Source organism: Streptomyces sp. S07_1.15 (assembly GCF_020739505.1).
Lineage (GTDB): Bacteria > Actinomycetota > Actinomycetes > Streptomycetales > Streptomycetaceae > Streptomyces > Streptomyces xinghaiensis.
Map to the genome: position 1 here is coordinate 3,459,288 of NZ_JAJBZK010000001.1, position 20,024 is coordinate 3,479,311.

Genomic DNA, 20,024 nt, shown 5'->3' on the forward strand with positions numbered 1-20,024 from the left:
CCCGGCCGAAGAGAAGGGGCGGACCAGCCGCCCCCGCCCCCGGCCGCCCCGGGCTACGCCACACGCCCGCACTCCTCCAGCAGCGCCGCCCCGCCCGCCGCCGCCCGCGGCTCACCACACGACGGCCACCGCATCCGGGACAGCACATGCCGCGGCGCCACCCCCGCCACCACCCGGGACAGGCGCTGCACCAGCAGCGACGGGCCGTCGACGGGAAGCCACTGCCGTCCGTCCAGGCGCAGCCCGCCGTCCCGGGCGCCGCCGGTCTCCTCCCCCTCGCCGGCCCTCAGGCCGCGCCGCCGGAGCTCGGCGGACGCCTCCCGCACCTGCGTGTCGTACGCGGTGAGCGCGGCCAGGGCTGCGGCCATGGACTGCTCGGCCGCGGCGAGGGCGTGTACGGCGTCCTCGCGGGCCGTGGCGATGCTGCGGGCGGTGGGCGTCATGTCCTTGGCGGCGGCGCGCCCTGCGGCCGCGCGGGCGTCGCGTGCGCCCTGCTGGGCGGCGTAGTCCTCGCGGAGGGTGCGCAGTCGTGCGGCGGCGTGTTCGGCGGCCATGCGGGCGTCGTGGAGTCGGTCGTGGGATCGGGTGTTGACGGCGCCTCGGGCGAACTCGCGCTCGATGGCGGCGCGGGTCGCTTCGGCTTGGGTGGCGGTGTGCTCGGCGGCGGTGAGGTCGTCGGTGGTGATGAGGATCATCGGGTCTCCCGTGGGCTGGTTTCCGTGATGCGGAAAGTTGTTTCCGGTGTTGTGTTGTCCGCGTAGGGGTTGGGCCGGGCTGGCCTGTGGCGGGGCGGTGTGGCGGAGTTTGGCGGCGTGGCGGTGGGCGAGTCCTGCGGCGCGTGCCGTGGCCCGCTGCTGTCGGTCTTGGCGGGCGGCTGTGCGGCGTTGTGCGGCGTTGCGGATGGTGGCTTGGATGCTGGTCTCGACTCCGGCGAGGACGGCGGCGAGTAGGGCATCGTCGTCGCGGGCGGTCATCGGGCACCGGCCGGGGTGTGTTGGGTGGTGCGCCATGCTTCGGCGGCTTGGATGAGTGCGGCTTGTCGGCGGGGGTCGGCGGGGTCGAGGGCGAGCCATGCGGGTGTGCCGTAGGTGGGGGCGGTGGTGAGGTGGCCTATCTCGGTGGCGGCCCACTGGGCGGTTTGGTCGTGGAGTTGGTCCGGTGTGGTCACCGTGGGCCCCTTCCTGGGTGTGGTGTGGTGTTGGGTGGCCGGCCCCGGTTGCTGCGGGGCCGGCCGTCGTGCTGCGGGTCAGGTGGTGACGCCTGCGCTGGCGAGGTACGCGGCGCGCTTGAAGGGGTCTTGCATCTCGCGGGCGTCGGCTTCCCATACGGCGCGCAGTCGGGGCGCGGCGGCCTGGTGGTCGGCGCAGTAGGTGACCCGGAGGCTGGTGCCTTCGGCCGGGTGCTGCTGGGTGATGGTGTTGCGGACGGCGATGGCGCCGGGGCGGGGGCAGGTGTCGTTGCCGTGGCTGCATTCGCCGGTGCTGACCGGGGTGATCTGCACGACGTACCGGGTGTCGCGGTCGTCGCCGAGTTCGATGACGGTCGTCTGGTCGGCGCGGGTCAGGAGTTCGTCGACGTGGCAGGGCTGGTCGAGCGGGCAGCGGCAGGCGAAGGGCGTGTCGGGGTAGTCGGTGGCGGCCAGGACGGGGAGGTCCGGGTTCTGGTTGAGGTGCTGGCGGTAGAGGCTGAGGGCTTCGGCGAGGGTGTGGCGTAGTCCGCATTCGGGGCAGGGCGTCTTGCGGCCGGGGGTGTCGACGGGGTGCGGGTTGGCGAACGGCGACTTCGGGAGGTGGGGGCGTTGGCGTCCGGCCCAGTGGGCGCGGGCGGGGATGTTGGGGTGGTACATGTCGCCGGTGACTTGGACGCGGCGGGGGTGTGGGGTGTGGGTCATGGTGCTGCTCCTTCTTCGGGTTGGCCGGCCGCCGTTCGACGGCCGGTAGCTCAGTGGTTGTGGTCGTCGTGCTGCGGCTCGGCGTCGTCCTGGTCGTCGTCCTCGGTGGGCCACTTGCCGTACGGCCCGTGCTCACCGGCCTGGCGGGCGCCGAGGTCGGAGGCGCCGCGGACACGCTGCGGGGTGCGCCACATCAGGCGGACTCCGTTCCGGCGCCGGGGTCGTGGTTGGGGCGGTAGACGATGGAGCGGCTGAACGCCTTGAAGTCGTCGGCGTTCATCAGGAGCGGTGGCGTGCAGGGGCCGCCGTCGACGTACGGCAGGAGCGTCGGCTCGCCGTCGGTGTCGGCGCCGGGGAGCCAGGCGACGACGGGAGTCAAGCTCTCGCCTTGCTCGTCGATCTCGTGGAGGTACCAGCCGGGGGCGGCGGGGATGGGGTTGGTCATGGGTCTGTCCTCGGGTCGGGGTTGGGCTACGGACGGGGGGGACAGGGGGGACGCGGTTTGTCCCCCCCTCCCTCGCGCGCTATGCGAGTCAAATAGTTGTTGATCTTGATTTTTGTTTACGCAGGTCAGAGGCTTAGTTGAATGAGAGAAAGTTTCGGGATGGAACTTGTTTCGGCTTCCGGGAGGGAGAGAGGGGGGACAAACCCTGTCCCCCTGTCCCTCTGTCCCCCCCGGTTGTCCCCCCCTCACGACGGGGGGACAGGTCCCGGGACGAACCTGCCGTCGGCCTCGACAAGCCACTCCCGCAGCACCGCGTAGGCGTAGGCATCGGGCAGCAGCTTCTTCTCCCGCCCGGCCGCCCGATCCCTCAACACAGACCGCGGCTGCGCCCCGTTCGCGTGGACATAGGCCGAGACCCTCCGGGCCAGCCGCTCGACAGCCCGCTCCGCCCGCTTCTCCTCGGCGGCCTGCTTGGCGCCCTCGACTCGCACCTCTTCCTCGATGCGGGCGAGCGTGCGCTGCTCCTGCTCCACGCGCCGCTTCGTCTCGGCGTACGCGATGACCGCATCACGGGTCTCGCACGACGCCGCCCACAGCATCTGAGCAAGCCGCCAGTCCTCGGGGTTCACGTACCGGCGGCCGGCGAGGATGGCCAGCAGAGAGGCGAGCTTCACCTTCATCACGGGCGCCTGCGAGTCGAACGGGTTCTCCAGTGCCTGCGACGCATGCCCGCGCGCCTTGGCCAAGTCCGCCGCCCGCAGCTCCGCCTTGATGGCCGGGTCGAAGGTGACCAGCGCGGGCCCGCTCGCTTCGTCGCCCGGTGCCGCGATGCCCGCGGTCTGCCACGCCCGCAGCTCGCCAGGCCACTCGGGCTGTTCGTCCGGGATCGCGGGGTCGATGACCTGAATCCACACGAAGCGCTGAGGCGTGCCCTCCGCGACCTCTTCGAAGAGCGGGGCAACGGTCTCCGGCTGGAAGCCGACCAGCATCCCCATGCTGTAGGAGCCACCCGGGATGTACCGGGTGGTGTCCTTGCTGGCGTTGGTCTGCCCGAGAGTCTGGCCGACGGCCGCGCTGCGGAGCGTCTCCCCGAGCGTCGACCCTGAGCGCTCCTTCATGAGGCGCGTGAGCGAGGCGCCCTCGTCAACGTAGAAGAAAGCGTGGTGCCGGACCTGCTTGCGGACCTGCACCGTGACGGGTGTCTCAGTCCCGCCGCGCCCCTTGCGCACCTCTCCGGTGTGCTCCTCGACGACGCCCATGAACACTTCCGCCAGGCCCTCGCCGGAGCCGATGGGGAGGCCGTCGCGGAAGTCGAGCCCGGGCGGCGCGGGCAGGAGACGACCGGCGACGCCGACACCAGACGACTTGCCGATGCCGGACGGGCCGATGATCCCGCCGAACAGATTCAGGGAGGCGAAGTCGGCCACGCCGGTGTCTGCCCGGATCTGGTGGGAAACCAGGGCCGACAGCCGTGTGAGCACGGCGAGTAGGGCAACGTCGCCGGAGCGGCTGCGGGAGTGGCCAGCCTGGCGGATGTGCCGCAGCTCTGGCCGCGCCGCCCAGAAGGCTTCCGGGATCAGCCCGCGGACGATGGGTGCTGCTTCGCTGGGCGCCCCGTCCGGGTCCTGCGGGGGTTCGTCCTGCGGCCCGTCCCACGGGTCCTCTGCGAGCGGCGCCCGTGGGCGTTCGTCGTCCCGGATGCATCGGCGTTTCACCTCGGCGAGGACCGGGGCGGGCAGCCGTGCAGCAGCTCCCGCCGCAGTGCGTCCGGCTGCGGCGCGCATGATGTCCCGCGCGGCTTCGCTGGTGTTCCCGGCGTAGTTCAGGTGGGCCCACAGGGTGGGGATGGTGAGCTTCCGCCCGGGAGGCAGCGCCCCGACCGGGAGGTCCGCCCGCTCCGACCAGTTGACCGCCACATGGTCGTCACAGACCAGACTGTGTGTGCTGCTGGCCGGACCGTCCGCTCCCTCCGGCCGCCTCCACATCTCCCGTCCGCCGGTCGTGCCCTGGTAGGTGAACCCCGCGGGTTCCAGCACGTCGCGGAAGGTGAGCATGTCGGCGAGGACGTCGAGCGGCCCGTCGCCAGAGTGCGCGGCGCGCGGGGCCTGCCGGGGCACGGCGGCCGGGGCGGGCTGGCCGAGGCGCGCAGCCTTGCGCTGCTGCTTCTCCTGGTCCGCCCGCGCCATGGTCTCCCGGGCCTCCGGACCCAGCCGGTCCGCGGCGGCGTGCAGCTCCTCCAGCTGGTAGAGGACTGCGGTCCCTTCGCCGATGGCCGTGGGCCGCTCCATGCCCTCCTTGCGGTTGACGGTGCCGGGCAGCCTCATGAGCCGGTCGAGGTTGCCGACACTGCCGTCCCACGACCAGCCGTAGCGGTATGCCTGCGCCGCGAGGATCGTCTGCCACGTAGTGGTCAGTGACTCGGTGCGGGCGCGGTCTTCCTCGCTGCTGATGACGTGCGTGTCGGCGAGCACCCATACGGGGTTGTAGCCGCCGCCGGAGTAGGCCCAGCCGGTGGGTTCGGGCAGGCCGGACTCGGCAACGACCTTCGCCACGGCGTCCGGGTCCGGCGGCGCCGGGAGGTCGTCGAGCCCGGGCTTGTGCCCGACGGTGCCGTAATCGCCATCGGCCCAGAGGTGGGAGACGGCATGGGCCAACTCCTTGCCGCCGCGGCCGCTGGCCGGCCGCTCCCGGAGGGTGGTCGTCTGGACGTAGATGCCCTTCGGCCGTCGCCGGTCCAGCTTCACGGCGTACCTGACGGCGGCTTCGATGCCTGCGGCGTCGGTGGCGAACCGGCGGCCCTGCTTCTCGGCGTCGGACCAAAGGCCGATCAGCCCGGGCCGGTCCGCGTACAGGAGCGTGAGCCACGTCCGGACCGTGTCCGGCTCCATGGCGGCGCCCTGGTCGGCGGCGTTCTGGTGCTTGGTCACTCGCGTGTCTCCAAGAGGTGCGCTGCTGCGCGCGAGTGCGGACGGGCGCAGCAGCCGGAGGGAAGGGGGGTCAGCATGCGGGCGCCCCGCAGTGGGCGGTGAGGGCGCGGGCGAGGGCGTCACGGGTGGCGGCCACGCCGTACGGGTCGGTGCCTACGACTTCGATCTCCGCGCAGTCGGTGAGGGCTCCGGCCAGGTGCTCCATGCGTTCGGGCATGCAGTGGTTGGCGGGGCCGATGTCGATGCGGAGCACGGTGCCGGGCGGGTACGGCAGGACTCCGCCGTATTGGGAGGTGGGCTGTGGGAGCCACACGGTGCGCCGGTCGTGGGGGAGTCGGAGGATGGTGACGCCGCGCACCGCGGGCCCCCGCCGCACGAGGGGGCGGGGGCTGCGGTTGCGGGCGGGGGTGGTCACTCGCCGGCCTGCCGGTTGCGGAGGGCGTCGCGGGCGGCGTCCGTGGTGAAGGTGGCGAGCATCCCCGTCAGCTCCCCGACCGCGCGGGCCGCGGGGATACCGCGCTCGTTGGCGTCGGCCACGCAGGCCGCGAAGAGCCCGTCGAGGTCCCTGATGCTGCGGCCGAGGCGGACGTTGTACCGGTCGGAGACTTCGCCGCGCGGCTCGCAGTGGGGGTCGGACGCCTGGTTCTCACCATCGAGGACGATGGCGGCGTCTTCGGTGCCCTGTTCGGCGGCGTGTGCGATGTCGAAGGCGCGGATGCGGGCGGGCCGGTCGTCGTCGTTCTGGTGGGCGTAGGTGTGGGCGGCGGTGAGGGTGAGGTCCCGGACGGCGGTGCGGACGCTGTCGGGGGTGATGGGCGCGGGGTCGGCGAGGGCGGCGGCCGCGAAGGTGTGGGCGAGGGCGACGGCGGCGGGGAGGCGGCCGGTGCCGGTGGTGGTGGCCTGCTGCGGGATCGTCGTACGCTGGTTCATGGCGTTCCTTCCAATCGGTTGAGACGGGCCCCGGGTAGCTGGCGAGCTATGAGCCCGGGGTCTCCGTCGTTCTGGTGGGGCGCTGAGGCCGCGGTCTCGTCGGTGCTGGAATCACCGGCGCGGCCGCGGCTGTCTTACGGGGCCGCCCGGAGAGGGCGGTACACCCCCTCCGAGGTCGACCTACAACCGCATTGGGAATGCGGTTCCGTGGCTGTGGCCTGCGGCGTTGCGGGGTGTTGGCACGGGGATGGCACACCGGCCTGCGGTGCGGAATCCAGCTCCGGCGCGTAGAGGACGGCGACGAGATCGCGCGTCGGGATCTTGATGCACCGGCCGATGCGCAGCACGCGAGTGATGTCCCACTCCCCGCGGCGGATCGCGCCGTACACGGTCTCCGCGTCGACGCCGACGATCTCGGCGGCGGTCGGCACGGTCGTGGTGGGGCCGAGAGCTTCGATCGCTTCGCGGGTCCACCTCACGGTCATGCCTCCTCCCGAAGGGTGCGCATCGCCGTGACGTACCTCTCCAGCAGCACGCCCTGCGGCGTGCGGGTGCCGGCCTCCCAGTGGCTGACGGCTTGGCGCGTCACTCCGATGGCCTGGGCCAGTTCCCCCTGCGAGAGGCCCGAGGCCTCCCGGATGGCTCGCCGCTGCGCCGGAGCGGGAAGGTCCCGACGAAGGCCAAGGCGAGCCCGAACGCGTAGCGCTGTGGCTGTCATGTGGCCAGCTTGGCAGACCTGGTTAGGCACGTCAACCAGGTCTGCCGGGCTGGTGTGTTGACCTGGTGTTGCCCATTTGGGATGCTCACCCCGTGACGAATCCCGAGACACCCGCATCATCCGGCGACCCGGAAGAGGTCTTCATCCGCGCCGACGCCCGCCCCGGCGCCGCGCTCAACGCAGCAGAGGGAGACGTCGTAGCCACCTTCGAATGCCGCCCGAGCACGGGAGAGTGGGCGGCCACCGGCGACGTGGCCAGGCACGCTCAAGGGCTGGTGATCTCCCGCCTCGAACTCTCAGCCACGGACCCGGCCGGCAACGGCATCACGGGCAGCCTGCTCCGCCGCGTCCAGATCAGCGACGTCCTGCACGTCGCCCGTGCGCACGTTGCGCTCTCCGTCTACGGCGGACCCGAGCAGCAGGCCGGCCCGCAGGAGAAGAGCAAGAGCCGCAGCGGCGGCCGCGCCGGCCTCAGTGACGAACTGCTGCGCAGCGTCGCCGTCGCCTACCTGGCCGAGACCGCGCCGGGTCGCCCGGCTGGCGCGGTCAAGCGCATCGCGGAGGAGTTCGGACGTCCTGACGAGACCATCCGCTCTTGGATCGCCCGAGCCCGGAAAGCCGGGTGGCTCGGCCCGAGCGTCAAGGGTCGCGCCGGTGCCGAGCCCGGACCGCGGTTGCGGAACCTGACGCCGGAGGAGTTCGCCCGGATCTTCTCCGAGGCGTACCCGACTCCTCCGGAGAGCCTGGCGGAGTTGGCCGCGGGGTTCGAGTCGATGCCCAAGGAGCGGGCGCAGGCCGCCTCTGTCGCCTGGCTCACCCGGGAGCGGATGGCCGAGCACAACCGGGCGGCCCTCGAATGGGACCGCCAGGAGCAGGAGCAGCAGGAGCAGCGCGAGAGCGGCGAGGGGGAGAAGGAGTGAAGCCGTACCGGGCCTGTTCCTGCCGCGATCCGGAGACGAAGAAGCTGCTGGGCAAGCAGTGCCCCGACCTCAAGAAGAAGGGGCACGGCGGCTGGTACGCCCGGTACGAGGCGCCCCGCTCCGCGGACGGGAAGCGCCGGCAACCGCGGGTCGGCCCGTACGACACCGAGCGCGAGTGCAAGAACGAGCTGGCGCGCGTGCTCGGCCAGGCCGGGAACGCCAAGGCCGTCGATGACCGCAAGACGACGCTCGGCGAGTACCTGGAACGCCGGTACGCCTGGCGGAAGTCGGAGGCCGAGACCGGCGGGCTCAAGGCCACGACGCTTGCCAGTGAGCGGGAGGCCATCGACCTGTACTTGGTCCCGGGCATCGGGCACGTCAAGCTGCTGGACCTGAGCGATCAGCACATCCGCGACCTGTACGCGGCCATGCGGAAGCTCAACCGGCCGGACGAAGCGGAGCAGCGCTCCGAGCTGCTGCGCCGCCTCCAGCAGGTGCGCGCCACCCGCGACGGCCGGCGAGTCCACACCCGGCCCATCTCGGAGTCACGCATCAAGCGCGTGCACGCCGTCCTCGTCGGTGCGCTCAACGATGCGGTGATGACGTCGAAGATCCTCACCGCCAACCCGGCCGACGGGGTGTGGCGGACGAAGGGCGGCAAGCGGAACAAGGGCCGCGTCCGTCCGCTGCTGTGGACCGCGGAGCGGGCGGAGCGGTGGGAGAAGACCGGGCACATCCCGACGAAGGTCATGGTGTGGAGCAGCGCCCAGTGCGGCGCGTTCCTGGACTTCGCGGAGGCGACCGGGGAGCGGCTGTATCCGCTGTTCCACCTTGACGCCTACTGGGGACCGCGGCGCGGGGAGCTGGTCGGTCTGGAGTGGTCCGATCTCAGCTTGGAGACGCGCCGGCTGCACGTCCGGCAGTCGCAGGCCGATGACGAGCTGGACGACACGAAGACCGAGAGCGGTGACCGGCAGATCACCTTGGATGAGGAGACGGCCCGGGTCCTCAAGGCGTGGCGGAAGACGCAGCTGGCGGAGCGGCTGCAATGGGGTGAGGCGTACCGGGACTCCGGCCGCGTCTTCACGTACGAGGACGGCAAGGAGTTGAAGCCGCCCTACGTCTCGCAGCGGTTCCGGCTGCTGATCGAGCGGCACGGGAAGCTGCGGGAGCGGCACGCAGATGGCTGGTCGGTGGAGCGGATCGCGCGGCAGCACCGGGTGCCGGCCGACGCGGTCCGGCTCGCGCTCGCCGCGCCCCTTCCGCCCATCCGGTTCCACGACCTGCGGCACGGTGCGGCCACGATGCTGATCGCCGCGGGCGTCCCGATGAAGCTGGTGTCCGAGGTGCTGGGGCACGCGTCGACGGCGTTCACGATGGACGTGTACGCCACGGTGGCGGAGGAGCTGGCGGAGCAGGCAGCGGTGGCGATCTCGGCGTTCATCCCTCGTTCGCGCCCGGCGGCCGTTGGTGCCATCAACGTGCCATCAGGGGGCGGTTCGTGAGCCCGGACATGACGAAGGGAGCCCGCCCCGTCGGGGTGGACTCCCTGGTCAAGCGGCGGAGGCTCCGGGATTTGAACCCGGGATGGGGGGTTACCCCAAACCGCATTAGCAGTGCGGCGCCATAGACCAGACTAGGCGAAGCCTCCACAACCGCCCGCGTGAGCGCGAGTGGCGTGTGCAGATGATGGCACAGCCTCATGGGCTGTCACCAATCGGACCCCACGGTACTCGGCGCGCGGGCCTCAGGGCAAAGCCCTTACCGGTCCGCACCGGCTCCCCGGAGCACGGGACACCGCGGAGACGGCCGCTCTCCCCTGCCTCCCACCCCCTGTTTCCGGCCACGCTGCTTCCAGGCGGGGCCGCCGTCCCCCGCTCCGCGCACCGGTGTCCGGGCCCGGCGCCCCCGAGCGCCCGGCACCCCTGCGCCGCGCCCGCCGAGAGCCCCCGCTCACGCCGGGCGTGCGCCCCCCGCGTGGATCAGCTCGTACGTACGGACGCGGCCGGATTGCGCAACGCAACGGCGCCCCCAGCGTTAGGAGAGACGAGGCCGGTGGGTTCTGCCGGACCCGTCCGCCCCGGCGGGGACGGCGCGAGAGGCACCGTCCCTTCCCCCTCGCCGTCCACCGCACCCCAGGAGACCCCATGCCGCTCCGCCGTCTCGCCGCCGGCGCGCTCTGCGCGCTCGCGCTCCTCACCGCCGCCCCCGCCGCCAGCGCCGGGGCGCCCCCGTCCCCGCCGTCCTCCCCGGCCGAGCCGGTGGACGGGTACCGCGTGCCCCCGGCAGGGGAGGACCGGCTGACCATCCTCGTCCGCGACGGCGGCGGCGACCGCATCCTGGAGGGCGCGTACTCGCTCGACTGCCACCCGCCGGGGGGCACCCATCCCCGGGCGCGGGCCGCGTGCAAGCGGCTGGACGAACTCACCCGGTACGGCAGGAACCCCTTCGCGCCCGTCCCGCCGCGCTCCGACTGCACCATGATCTACGGCGGTCGGGCCACCGCCCGGATCACCGGCTCCTGGGCCGGACGTCCGGTGAACGCCCGCTACAACCGCGTCAACGGCTGCGAGATCGCTCGCTGGAACCGCCTCCGCCCCGTGCTTCCCGACGTGGGCCACTGACCGGAGCGGCCGGACCTGGCCGGACCGCCTGCGTCCGGAAACCGTCAACCCCGGGAACCACCGGGGACACGGAACCGGAAGCACCGCAAGGGGAGCGCGGGCGGCTTCGCACGGGCCGCCCGCCGGCCCCGCCCCAAGCCGTCCGGCGCCGCCGGCGGCCTCCGCGGAACCGGCCGGGCACGGTCGCACGTCATATGTCCGGTCTACGCGGACCTGGACCGACCAGCACAAGGTCAACTTCTCCCCTCCCCTCATCCACCGCCGACCGCCGGGCGGCTGCCCGTAGACTCCCTCTAGTGACAGACCGCGGGACGCGCGCCACGATGTCCGGGGCTGTCGGCAATACGCGGTAACAGGAAGGAAGCGCCGTCGTGAGCAGCAGGCCATCCCGAGGCGCTGCTCGCCTCGCCGCCATACTCGACGCACTGCCCGACGCCCTGTTGCTGGTCAACTGCAACGGCACCGTCGTCAACGCCAACACCATCGCCCTGGAGACCTTCGAGTCGCCGGGTACCGCGCTCGTCGGCCGCGGCCTGCTCGACCTGCTGCCGTCCTTCGACTCCAAGCGCATTCCCGGTTCGATGCGCCGCCCCGACAAGGGCGACGAGGGCCGCACCAAGCCGACGCGGATGCTGGCCCGGCGCACCGACGGCAGCGAGTTCCCGGTCGAGGTGACCAGCGCGAACCTGGAGGACGGCCGCACGCCGTACGAGTCCGCGTTCGAAGCGGCGTACGCGGACCACCACCACTACACCGGTGACGAACTGCTGATGCTCGTCGTCCGGGACCTGACCGGCACCCTCGACACCGAAGCCGAACTGGCCCGCCAGCAGCGCCAGACCGAGATGATCCTGCGCGCGGCGGCCGAGGGTGTCATCGGCGTGGACGGCGAGGGCCGGGTCGTCCTGGTCAACCCCGCCGCCGCGCAGATCCTCGGTTATCGCGCGAGCGACCTCGGCGGCAAGGAACTGCATCCGCTGATCCACCACTCGCGCGCCGACGGCTCCCCGCTGCCGTTCGAGGAGACACCGCTCGCGGGCACGCTCAAGTCCGGGCTGAAGCACCGGATGCGCGGCCAGGTGCTGTGGGCGAAGGACGGGCGGCCGGTGCCCGTGGACCTCACCACCGCGCCGGTGCGGGACGGCGACCAGCTCGTGGGCGCCGTCCTGGCGTTCACCGACCGGCGGCAGTACGACGCCCTGGCCGCCCGGCACGCCCAGCTGCTGGCCGTCCTGGACCAGTCGCTGCGCGGCCCCCTGGACCAGCTCAGCGGTGAACTCGGCGGGCTCGCCGCCGACCCGGGCGGACAGCTCTGGCCCGAGGCCAACCAGATCCTGCACCACCTGGCCGCCGGGTACTCCCGGATGACCACCCTCGTCGACAACGTCCTCGCCTATCAGCGGCTCGACACCGGCAAGGAGAAGCTGCGGCGGGAGCCCGTCTCGATGGACGCGGTCGTCGCGGCCGGTGTCGAGGGCGCGGTCGAGCTGATCGGCCCGGGGCGCGCGCAGTTCGCGGTGCACGCCCCCGCGATCGAGGCGGAGGTCGACGGCGAGCGGCTGGCCACGGCCCTGGCGCATCTGATCGCGGATGTGGCGGGCGTCGACTCCACGGGCAACACGATGGCCGGAGGCGGCTCCGGCGACTCCACGATCGTCGTGGCCGCCGCCCAGCGCGGAGAAGTCGTACGGATCGAGGTCCGCGGCCCGTACACGGCGGGCGACCCCGTGCACGGGCCGATCGTGCGCGGCATCGTGCGGCGGCACGGCGGTGTGCTGCAGACCCACGAGGTGCCGGGGGTGGACGGCAGCGCGTACGTGCTCGAAGTGCCGCTCACCGCCGACGCCGGTTCCGCCGTCCGGCCGCAGGGCGACGCCGACCGCGACCGGGAGGGGGAGACGGCGGCCACGGTCATGCCGGTGCCGACGGCCCCCGCGCGCGGCACACCGGACGCGCCCGGAGCCCCCGGCATGCCGAACGCGCGGGCGAGCGCTCCGGCTTCCGAAGCCGGTGGCGCCCCGGTCACGGACGGAACGGCGACGGCACCGGCCGGCGGTGCCCCGGGCGGTGGGCCCGCGGAGAACGGTCCGGGCGACGGCGCCGGCACCGCGCCCGGCGTTCCGGGACCGGCCCGCCCCCGTCGCGGCCCGCGCCGGGAGATCGGCGCGGGCCCGCAGACACCCGAGCGCGCGACGGCGCCCGCGCAGGCCGCCGCGCACCCCCCGGCACAGGCCCCCCCGGCGCCCCCCGCCGGCCGGCGGGCCATGCCGGCCCTGCCCCCGGCCGCGGGCGACGCCGCCGGGCAGCAGGGCGGACCGGCCGCGGCCGAACTGCGCCCGGTCGGCAACGGCCTCCCCTCCCCCGGCGGACCGGCCGGCGCGGCCGGTCCCACGCCGCCGGGGCACCCCGCGGCACCACCGCCGTCCGGTGACGCGGCCGACCCGGCCGCTGCCGCTGCCGCTGCCCGGCCCACCGGTCGGCGACGCGGCCGTCCCAGTCCCGCCGAGGAGCAGCCCGGCGCGGGCGGTGTTCCCGTGGCCCCGCAGGCTGAGCCCGCTGCTCCGCAGGGCCGGCGGGCCCGCCACGGCGGGCCCCCTGCCGCCGCACCGGGCGGCGCCGGTCCCACCGGACCGCAACAGGGGCGGCCGGCCCTGCCCGCGGCCGCACCGGCACCCGCGGCCGCTCAGCCGTATCCGCGGCCCGGCGGGGAGCACCCGGGCGCTCCGCCCCACCAGGCCGCGGTGGCGACGGCGCCCGCCGAGTGGCCGGTGCCCCGGGAGGACATGACCGGCGAGGACGACTACGCGTCCGCGGCGCCCCAGGCCCCGTCCGCGGAGAACGCTCCGCAGCAGAACCCGGCGGGCCGTCGCGCCCGCCGGGTCCCCGGGCCGGCCGCCGAACCGGGCACCGGGGAACCCATGGCCGGTGCCGGTGCCGGTACGGGCTGGGGCCCGCAGGCCGCGCAAGCCCCGGCCGCGCTGCCGCGCCCGGCACAGCCCCAGGACACGCCGGTCACCGCCGGACGGCCGCAGCCCGGCGGCGGAACCGGCGCCCCCGCGGCGCAGAGCAGCGCCCTCCCGCAGCAGAGCGCCGGTGCCCCCGCGGGCCGGCGTGCCCGCCGCGCCCTCGCCCCGGGCGACCGGCCGATCCCCGAGCAGCCCCAGCCGCAGACCCAGCCCCCGTCGCAGCCTCAGCAACCGGTGTCCGGGCGGGCACAGCCCGCGCCCCAGGGACAGCCCGGACAGGCCGAGCCCCCCGCCGCACGGCAGGCGTTCGCACTGCCGCCCGCCGAAGCGGACCGGCAGCCGCCGCCCCCGCCCTCGGGCGCCCCGGCCGTCGCCGTCCCGGTGCCACCCGGTCCGGCGGGGCCCCCGCCCGCCCCGGCCCCCGGTGGCGGTGCGGGCGGCCCGCAGCCGTACGCGCCGGAGAGCGCCGGCGGGCAGCCGTACGCCCAGGGCGCACCCGCCGCCGGTCCCGGGCAGCAGCCGCGGCCACCACAGCCGTCGCGGCCCCGGCCCGCACAGCCGTACGAGCAGGAGGCGCACGGGCAGCTTCCTCCCGGAGCGGACCAGGACCACACCCCTCCGCAGCCGCACCCGCTCCCCACCGGACGCCGCCGCGCCCGTCCCGCGCCCGACGCCGGACAGCCCGTGCCCGGCGGCACGCCCCCGGCTCCGCAACAGGCCGCCGCCTCCACCGGGCAGCAGCCGCAGCCCGGTTGGGGCACCGACGGCCGGAGCGGCCACCCGGCCGCGCCGCCGGCCCCGGCACCTGCCGCGCCGGCGCCCGCCCAGGCACCGGCGCACCCCGGCGGCTGGGGTACGGACGGACGGGGAACCGCCGCGGCCGCCGCGCCCGCGGGCGGACAGCAGCAGACCGGCACGCATCCGTACCCGTCACAGCCCGCCCCGGACGGCGCCACCCCGCCGCCCGGCGGCCCCGCCGCCACCGGCCGCCGTGCCCAGCCACCTCAGCCGGCGGCGGACGGGCCCGCACAGCCCGCTCCGCCTCAGCCCGCACAGCCCACACAGCCCGCACAGCCCGCTCCGGCGCGGCAGGCGGCGCCGGAACCGGCACCCCGGCAGCAGACACCGGCGCCTCACCAGGCGCCGCCACCGCCGCAGGCACCGCGGCAGCAGGCCGTACCTCTCCGGCAGTTGCAGCAGCCCGCGCAGCCACAGCAGACACGGCCGCCGGTCACCACCGCCCAGGAGGCGGACACCACGCAGGGGCGCTCCATCAGCGTGCGCACCCTCGGCCAGGGTGTGCCGTTCGTCCAGCAGATCGCCGAGCGCAGCCGGGCTCAGCAGCAGCAGACCTCTCCCCAGCAGCCGTCTGCGCAGGCCGTCCCCCAGCCCGGCGGCCGGCGCCGCAAGCTGGCGGCCCCGCCGGAGACGGAGCCCACCGCGGGGACGTCCGCCGCCGCGCCCCCTCCCGGGCGCCCCCGGCAGCAGACCGCCCCGCAGCCGAACCCGCAGCAGCCGCCCCGGCTCCTGGACTCGCAGGGTGACGGCCGCGCCTACGCGATAGGCGCTCCCCAGGAGGGTTCGGAGGGCCCGGAGCCGCTGGACGGCCCGAACGGCGCGGTCGACGTCACCGACGCGCAGACCGGTCCGCCGCTCGACGACGAGCTGCCGCCGGAGCCGCTGGACAATCCGCGCCGGCTGCTCGTCTGGCCGGTTCCCGACGTGGGCACCCAGCAGGCGCTGAGCGACCGCGGCTACCGCCCGGTGATCGTCAACTCCCGCGAGGAGGTGGACGCGCAGATCGCCGCCTACCCTGCGGCGCTCTTTGTCGACCCGCTGACCGGGCCGATCACCCGGACCGCGCTGCAGTCGCTGCGGGCCGCCGCGGTGGCCGCCGAGGTGCCCGTGCTCGTGACGGCCGGTCTCGGCCAGGCCACGCGGGAGGCGGCGTACGGAGCCGACCCGGCGGTGCTGCTGAAGGCCCTCGCGCCGCGCGACAGCGAACAGCACCCGCCGCGTGTCCTGCTGATCGAGGAGCGCGACGCGATCGCGGGCGCCCTGACGGCGACACTGGAGCGGCGCGGCATGCAGGTGGCGCGCGCCGTCTCGGACGCCGACGCGGTGACTCCGGCGGCGCAGATGCGGCCGAATCTGGTGGTGATGGACCTGACGCAGGTGCGCCGCCGCCGGGCCGGCATCGTGGACTGGCTGCGCGCGAACGGGCTGCTGAGCCGCACGCCGCTGGTCGTCTACACCTCGGCCGGTATCGACCCGGCGGATCTGCAGCTGCTGAGCACGGGGGAGACGGTGCTCTTCCTGGCCGAGCGGTCGACGAGCCCCGAGGTGCAGGACCGCATCGTCGATCTGCTGGCGAAGATCGGCGCCAACTGACCGGCCGGGACCCGGTTCCTGCTCCGGGCGGGCCGCCCGGCCCGGCGGCCGCGCCCGTTGCCGTTGCCGTTGCCGTTGCCGTGTCCCCGAGGCCGCTTCCCGACCGGCGCCCGGGGCGGATCCTGCGACGGCCCTGACACGCAGGCCGCCGCCACCCCGCCCCTGGGCGGAGCGGCGGCGGCCGTTGCGCGATCCGGCGCCGGGCCGGCGGGCGCCGGCGGCCGGGCCCCGGTCAGACCTCGCTGACGTCCAGCTGACCCTCCGCGTACTGCTTGCGCAGCACCTTCTTGTCGAACTTGCCGACGCTGGTCTTCGGCACCGACTCGATCACCGACCAGCGCTCCGGCAGCTGCCAGCGGGCGATCCGCTCGCCGAGGAAGGTCTTGAGCGCCTCCAGGTCGGCGGTCGCCCCCTCCTTGAGCACGACTGTCGCCAGCGGGCGCTCGCCCCACTTCTCGTCCGGTACGGCGACGACCGCCGCCTCCGCGACCTCCGGGTGTCCCATCAGGGCGTTCTCCAGCTCGACGGAGGAGATCCACTCGCCACCGGACTTGATGACGTCCTTGGCGCGGTCCGTGAGGGTGAGGTAGCCGTCCGGGCTGATGGTGCCGACGTCACCGGTGCGCAGCCAGCCGTCGGGGCTGAACTTGTCCTCCGGGCGGAAGGGCTCGCCGTCCCCGCCGCCGTAGTACGCGCCCGCGATCCACGGTCCGCGTACCTCCAGCTCACCGGCGCTCTGTCCGTCCCAGGGCAGGTAGTCACCACCGGGCCCGGCCAGCCGCGCCTCGACGGAGGCGGGGAAGCGGCCCTGCGTGACGCGGTATCCCCAGGCCGCCTCCGCGTCCGCCCCGGCCGGCGGGTGCGCGATGCTGCCGAGCGGCGAGGTCTCCGTCATGCCCCAGGCGTGCACGACGGTGATGCCGTGCCGCTCCTCGAAGTCCCGCATCAGGGAGGGCGGGCAGGCGGAGCCGCCGATGACGACGTTGCGCAGCGAGGAGACGTCGCGCGGCTTGGCGTCCAGTTCGGCCAGCAGGCCCTGCCAGATGGTGGGGACGGCGGCGGCGAGCGTCGGCCGCTCGCTCTCGATCATCTCCGCGAGCGGTGCGGGCTGCAGGAAGCGGTCGGGCATCAGCAGCGAGGTGCCGGCCATGAAGGCGGCGTGCGGCAGGCCCCAGGCGTTGACGTGGAACATCGGAACGACAGGCAGCACGGTGTCGGCAGCGGTGGCGCCGAAGGACTCGCCGCTGTTCGACTGCATCGAGTGCAGGTAGATCGAACGGTGGCTGTAGGCGACGCCCTTGGGGTCACCGGTGGTGCCGGAGGTGTAGCAGAGGGCGGCGGCCTCGCGCTCGTCGATCTCCGGCCAGGCGTAGTCGGACGGGCGGCCGGCGATGAGCTCCTCGTAGTCGTGCACGCGGGGGCGGCAGCCGTCCAGGACGGAGCGGTCGCCCGGTCCGTTGACGACGACGTGCTCGACGGTGCCGAGCGCGGGGAGCAGCGGGGCGAGCAGCGGCAGCAGCGAGCCGTCGACAATAACGACGCGGTCGGCGGCGTGGTTCACGATGAAGGCGAGCTGGTCGGCCGGCAGCCGGAGGTTCAGGGTGTGGAGCACCGCGCCCATGGAGGGGATCGCGAGATACGCCTCCAGATGGACGGCGTTGTTCCACATCAGCGTGGCGACGCGCTGGTCACCGTGTACGCCGAGCTCGTCACGGAGCGCGTGAGCCAGCTGTCCGGCGCGCTCCCCCACCTCGGCGAAGGTCCGGCGCTGCGGGGCCCCCTCACCGGTCCAGGTGATGACCTGCGAGGTGGCGTGGATCGTCGAGCCGTGTCGCAGGATACGGCTCACGGTCAGGGGTACGTCCTGCATTGTGCTCAGCACCGTCGGCCTCCCGGGGCAGCGGTTACGCAGCGGTAATGTGCCGCTGATTCTGCGGCCATACCACTCGGTATGTCACTACCTCTGAGGTAACGCTTCTGCAATCCGGCCGCCCCCGGGGTCCGCCACCGGTGGGTGCGGGCGCGGGTCAGTCGCGCACGGGCCGCAGCTCCGGGTCTTCCCGCAGCTTGGCCAGTGCCCGGGAGACCGCGCTCTTGACGGTGCCGACGGAGACCCCGAGCACCTCGGCGGTCCGCGCCTCGCTCAGGTCCTCGTAGTACCTGAGGACGACCATGGCCCGCTGGCGGTCGGGCAGCCGCATCACGGCACGCCACATCGCGTCGCGCAGCACCTGCTGCTCGGCCGGGTCCGGCCCGGGGACGGCCTCGCGCTCCGGGAGCTCGGCGCACGCGAACTCGTCGATCCGGCGCTTGCGCCACTGGGAGGTGCGGGTGTTGATCAGGGCGCGCCGGACATAGCCGTCCAGCGCCCGGTGGTCCTGTATCCGCTCCCACGCGACATACGTCTTGGTCAGCGCGGTCTGCAGCAGGTCCTCGGCGTCGCACGGGTCCGGTGTCAGCGAGCGGGCGGTGCGCAGCAGCACCGGCCCGCGGGCCCGTACATAGGACGTGAAGTGGGTCGCGGTCGCACTGGTGCGGACTGGCGTGGTCATGGCTCAACGCTAGGAGCGGGCTTACCGCGGCGGATCGCCCGCAGGTGCCGAAGCCGCGTCCGCCTCAGGTTGTAGGGGTGTACTCAGGTGCACCCCCTCCGGGTGGAGAGGTGTCGTCCCCCGGGATCGGGACGGCCGGGGCCACGACCGCGGTCCGGGCCGGCCGTTTCCGGAACGGCGGGACGCCGCGGAGACGGAGAAGGGCGGTGTCCGGCTCAGCCGATGACGGCGACCGGGGCGTCCACCGCGTTGCGGTCGATCTGCATCGGCACCCCGCCGTGGCGCTCGGTGACGTCGCCCGCGTACTGGTGGATCCTGCGGTGCGGCTGCCAGGCATCCCGGTCCAGCACCGGCTCGTCGTCGACCGCCGGTTCGACACCCCAGCGGGCGAACCACATCACCTCGGGGAGATCCCGCACACCCTCCCGGCGCGCACGCTCCATGTGAGCCACGCCGGTTCCCGCGCTGCTGTAGAAGCCGGGGAGGTACCCGCGCCGGCGGACCTCGCGGCTCCAGGCCCGGACGAAGCGCAGGGTGGTGTCGGCGCAGCGGGTGTCGTCGTGGTCGTACGCCTCCATGTCGAGGTAGAGGGGGCTGCGTTCGGCCATGCCGAGCGCGGCAGCGCGGCGCACGGCGTCACGGCCCTCCGCCGTGCCCTCGCGCCAGGGCTCGTCGCCGATGGGGGTGTGCTTCTTGTTGTCGCTGTGAACACAGGGGGACTGGGATCCGACGTAGAGCGGCAGCAGCCGCCAGCCCGCCCGGTGCACGGCGAGCGTCCAGCGGCGGTTGAGGTTCGGCTGCCGCTTGCAGGCCCGCCCTCTGCCGCCGAAGTAGACGCCCACGGCCCGGTAGTGGGACTTGCGCCAGGCGTTCATGGCGCCCAGGGACGGCGTACGGCAGGTATCGAACCCGTACCCCCGGAAGATCTCCGCGCCCGGCTCGCGCGGATCGCCGGATCCGGCATCCGGCCCGCCGCCGGAGCTGCCGGAACCACCGGCCGGAACCGCACCGGTACCGGCGGGGCTCGCCGCGGACGGCGCGGCGGCGGTGGGCGCGGAGAGCAGCCCCGCGACGAACGAGGCCAGGGCGGTCAGCATGGCCACGAGGTATTGGATGATCTTCTTTCGTCGTTCCATACGGGGAAGTGAAAAGGTTCCGGAGCCACCGCGGCGGGCGGACACGCGACGGAGACCATGGAGATCATCCGTCTGCACCAAGGACGTCCCGGAACCCACCGAGCCCCGCGCCCCCACTCCCACCAGGGGCAACGGCCCCCCGCGCCCGCCGGCCCGCCGTTTCGCGAACTTGCCGCACCGGGCGGGCTGTGGCAAGAGCCGGAAGCAGGCCGACCGGGACCGACCACCGCGCCTCCACCTGCCCAACGGCGTGGTATCCGGCGCCCAAGCGACTGTTCCCTCCTCAGGCCCGGCACCTGGCACGGCGGGACTGGGCGTCCGGCCGTGATGATCCCGGTTTGCCGTCCCGCTGCTGTTGGCGTACGAAGTAGTGTCCCGATGCCCGTGCGGGGCCGGAGCTCGCAACGTGCAAGGTCTTCAAGGCGCGCTCGACCACCGGACCGTGACGCCGCACGGCGAACTACTTGGACTCCAATGCTCGCCTGCGCCTGCACGAAGCCCATCGGGCCTCTCGTGGGTCTGCC

At 74.0% G+C, this 20,024-nt stretch carries 17 protein-coding genes and 1 tRNA gene; 4 read left to right on the top strand and 14 right to left on the bottom strand.

Going from position 1 to position 20,024, the window contains the following annotated elements; genetic code table 11:
- Window positions 1–53: 53 nt before the first annotated feature.
- The 10 genes from LIX60_RS14900 to LIX60_RS14945 form a co-directional block, all read right to left on the bottom strand.
- Entirely contained in the window at window positions 54–695 is a 642-nt protein-coding gene (locus LIX60_RS14900; RefSeq protein ID WP_227958842.1) for a hypothetical protein, read from the bottom strand.
- A 275-nt stretch (window positions 696–970) separates the two neighbouring features.
- Window positions 971–1,168, bottom strand: coding sequence for a DUF2742 domain-containing protein (locus LIX60_RS14905; protein ID WP_227958843.1), 198 nt, complete (start codon window positions 1,166–1,168; stop codon window positions 971–973).
- Window positions 1,169–1,246: 78 nt separating this feature from the next.
- Window positions 1,247–1,891, bottom strand: coding sequence for a DUF4326 domain-containing protein (locus LIX60_RS14910; protein WP_227958844.1), 645 nt, complete (start codon window positions 1,889–1,891; stop codon window positions 1,247–1,249).
- Window positions 1,892–1,941: 50 nt separating this feature from the next.
- The gene (locus LIX60_RS14915; protein WP_227958845.1) at window positions 1,942–2,085 is read right to left on the bottom strand and encodes a hypothetical protein; all 144 of its coding nucleotides are present in this window, start codon (window positions 2,083–2,085) and stop codon (window positions 1,942–1,944) included.
- Entirely contained in the window at window positions 2,085–2,336 is a 252-nt protein-coding gene (locus LIX60_RS14920; protein WP_227958846.1) for a hypothetical protein, read from the bottom strand. Before LIX60_RS14920 ends, LIX60_RS14915 begins: the two co-directional genes overlap by 1 nt.
- A 245-nt stretch (window positions 2,337–2,581) precedes the next feature.
- Entirely contained in the window at window positions 2,582–5,263 is a 2,682-nt protein-coding gene (locus tag LIX60_RS14925; RefSeq protein WP_227958847.1) for a hypothetical protein, read from the bottom strand.
- A 70-nt stretch (window positions 5,264–5,333) separates the two neighbouring features.
- Window positions 5,334–5,678: a chaperone NapD gene (locus tag LIX60_RS14930; RefSeq protein ID WP_227958848.1), complete on the bottom strand. Its 345-nt coding sequence runs from the start codon at window positions 5,676–5,678 to the stop codon at window positions 5,334–5,336.
- Window positions 5,675–6,193 (bottom strand): hypothetical protein, encoded by a 519-nt coding sequence (locus tag LIX60_RS14935; RefSeq protein WP_227958849.1) that lies wholly within the window; start codon window positions 6,191–6,193, stop codon window positions 5,675–5,677. The genes LIX60_RS14930 and LIX60_RS14935 overlap by 4 nt, the downstream gene beginning before the upstream one ends.
- Window positions 6,194–6,327: 134 nt before the next feature.
- Window positions 6,328–6,678, bottom strand: a complete 351-nt coding sequence (locus tag LIX60_RS14940; RefSeq protein ID WP_227958850.1) for a helix-turn-helix domain-containing protein — start codon at window positions 6,676–6,678, stop codon at window positions 6,328–6,330.
- Entirely contained in the window at window positions 6,675–7,031 is a 357-nt protein-coding gene (locus LIX60_RS14945) for a helix-turn-helix transcriptional regulator (protein WP_308101348.1), read from the bottom strand. Before LIX60_RS14945 ends, LIX60_RS14940 begins: the two co-directional genes overlap by 4 nt.
- Between LIX60_RS14945 and LIX60_RS14950 the strand changes: the two genes are divergently transcribed.
- Both LIX60_RS14950 and LIX60_RS14955 read left to right on the top strand, forming a co-directional pair.
- Window positions 7,004–7,831 (top strand): hypothetical protein, encoded by an 828-nt coding sequence (locus LIX60_RS14950; protein ID WP_227958852.1) that lies wholly within the window; start codon window positions 7,004–7,006, stop codon window positions 7,829–7,831. The two genes, LIX60_RS14945 and LIX60_RS14950, sit on opposite strands and share 28 nt — an antisense overlap.
- Complete coding sequence (locus LIX60_RS14955; RefSeq protein ID WP_227958853.1) at window positions 7,828–9,336, top strand: site-specific integrase; 1,509 nt, start codon at window positions 7,828–7,830, stop codon at window positions 9,334–9,336. The genes LIX60_RS14950 and LIX60_RS14955 overlap by 4 nt, the downstream gene beginning before the upstream one ends.
- A 56-nt stretch (window positions 9,337–9,392) precedes the next feature.
- Here LIX60_RS14955 and LIX60_RS14960 read toward each other — a convergent pair.
- Window positions 9,393–9,482 (bottom strand) — tRNA-Ser (locus LIX60_RS14960).
- Between the two features lie 496 nt (window positions 9,483–9,978).
- Here LIX60_RS14960 and LIX60_RS14965 point away from each other — a divergent pair.
- Complete coding sequence (locus tag LIX60_RS14965; protein WP_227958854.1) at window positions 9,979–10,455, top strand: SSI family serine proteinase inhibitor; 477 nt, start codon at window positions 9,979–9,981, stop codon at window positions 10,453–10,455.
- Window positions 10,456–10,826: 371 nt separating this feature from the next.
- Window positions 10,827–15,812 carry a PAS domain-containing protein gene (locus LIX60_RS31755; protein WP_227958855.1) on the top strand — a complete coding sequence of 1,662 codons (4,986 nt, stop codon included), beginning with the start codon at window positions 10,827–10,829 and terminating at the stop codon, window positions 15,810–15,812.
- Between the two features lie 232 nt (window positions 15,813–16,044).
- Here the strand turns inward: LIX60_RS31755 and LIX60_RS14975 are convergent, their stop codons facing one another.
- From LIX60_RS14975 to LIX60_RS14985, 3 genes are all read right to left on the bottom strand, one after another.
- The gene (locus tag LIX60_RS14975) at window positions 16,045–17,694 is read right to left on the bottom strand and encodes a long-chain fatty acid--CoA ligase (RefSeq protein ID WP_227958856.1); all 1,650 of its coding nucleotides are present in this window, start codon (window positions 17,692–17,694) and stop codon (window positions 16,045–16,047) included.
- A gap of 145 nt (window positions 17,695–17,839) precedes the next feature.
- Window positions 17,840–18,364: a SigE family RNA polymerase sigma factor gene (locus LIX60_RS14980; protein ID WP_019707451.1), complete on the bottom strand. Its 525-nt coding sequence runs from the start codon at window positions 18,362–18,364 to the stop codon at window positions 17,840–17,842.
- Between the two features lie 215 nt (window positions 18,365–18,579).
- Window positions 18,580–19,500 carry a DUF1906 domain-containing protein gene (locus LIX60_RS14985; protein ID WP_227958857.1) on the bottom strand — a complete coding sequence of 307 codons (921 nt, stop codon included), beginning with the start codon at window positions 19,498–19,500 and terminating at the stop codon, window positions 18,580–18,582.
- Window positions 19,501–20,024 lie beyond the last annotated feature (524 nt).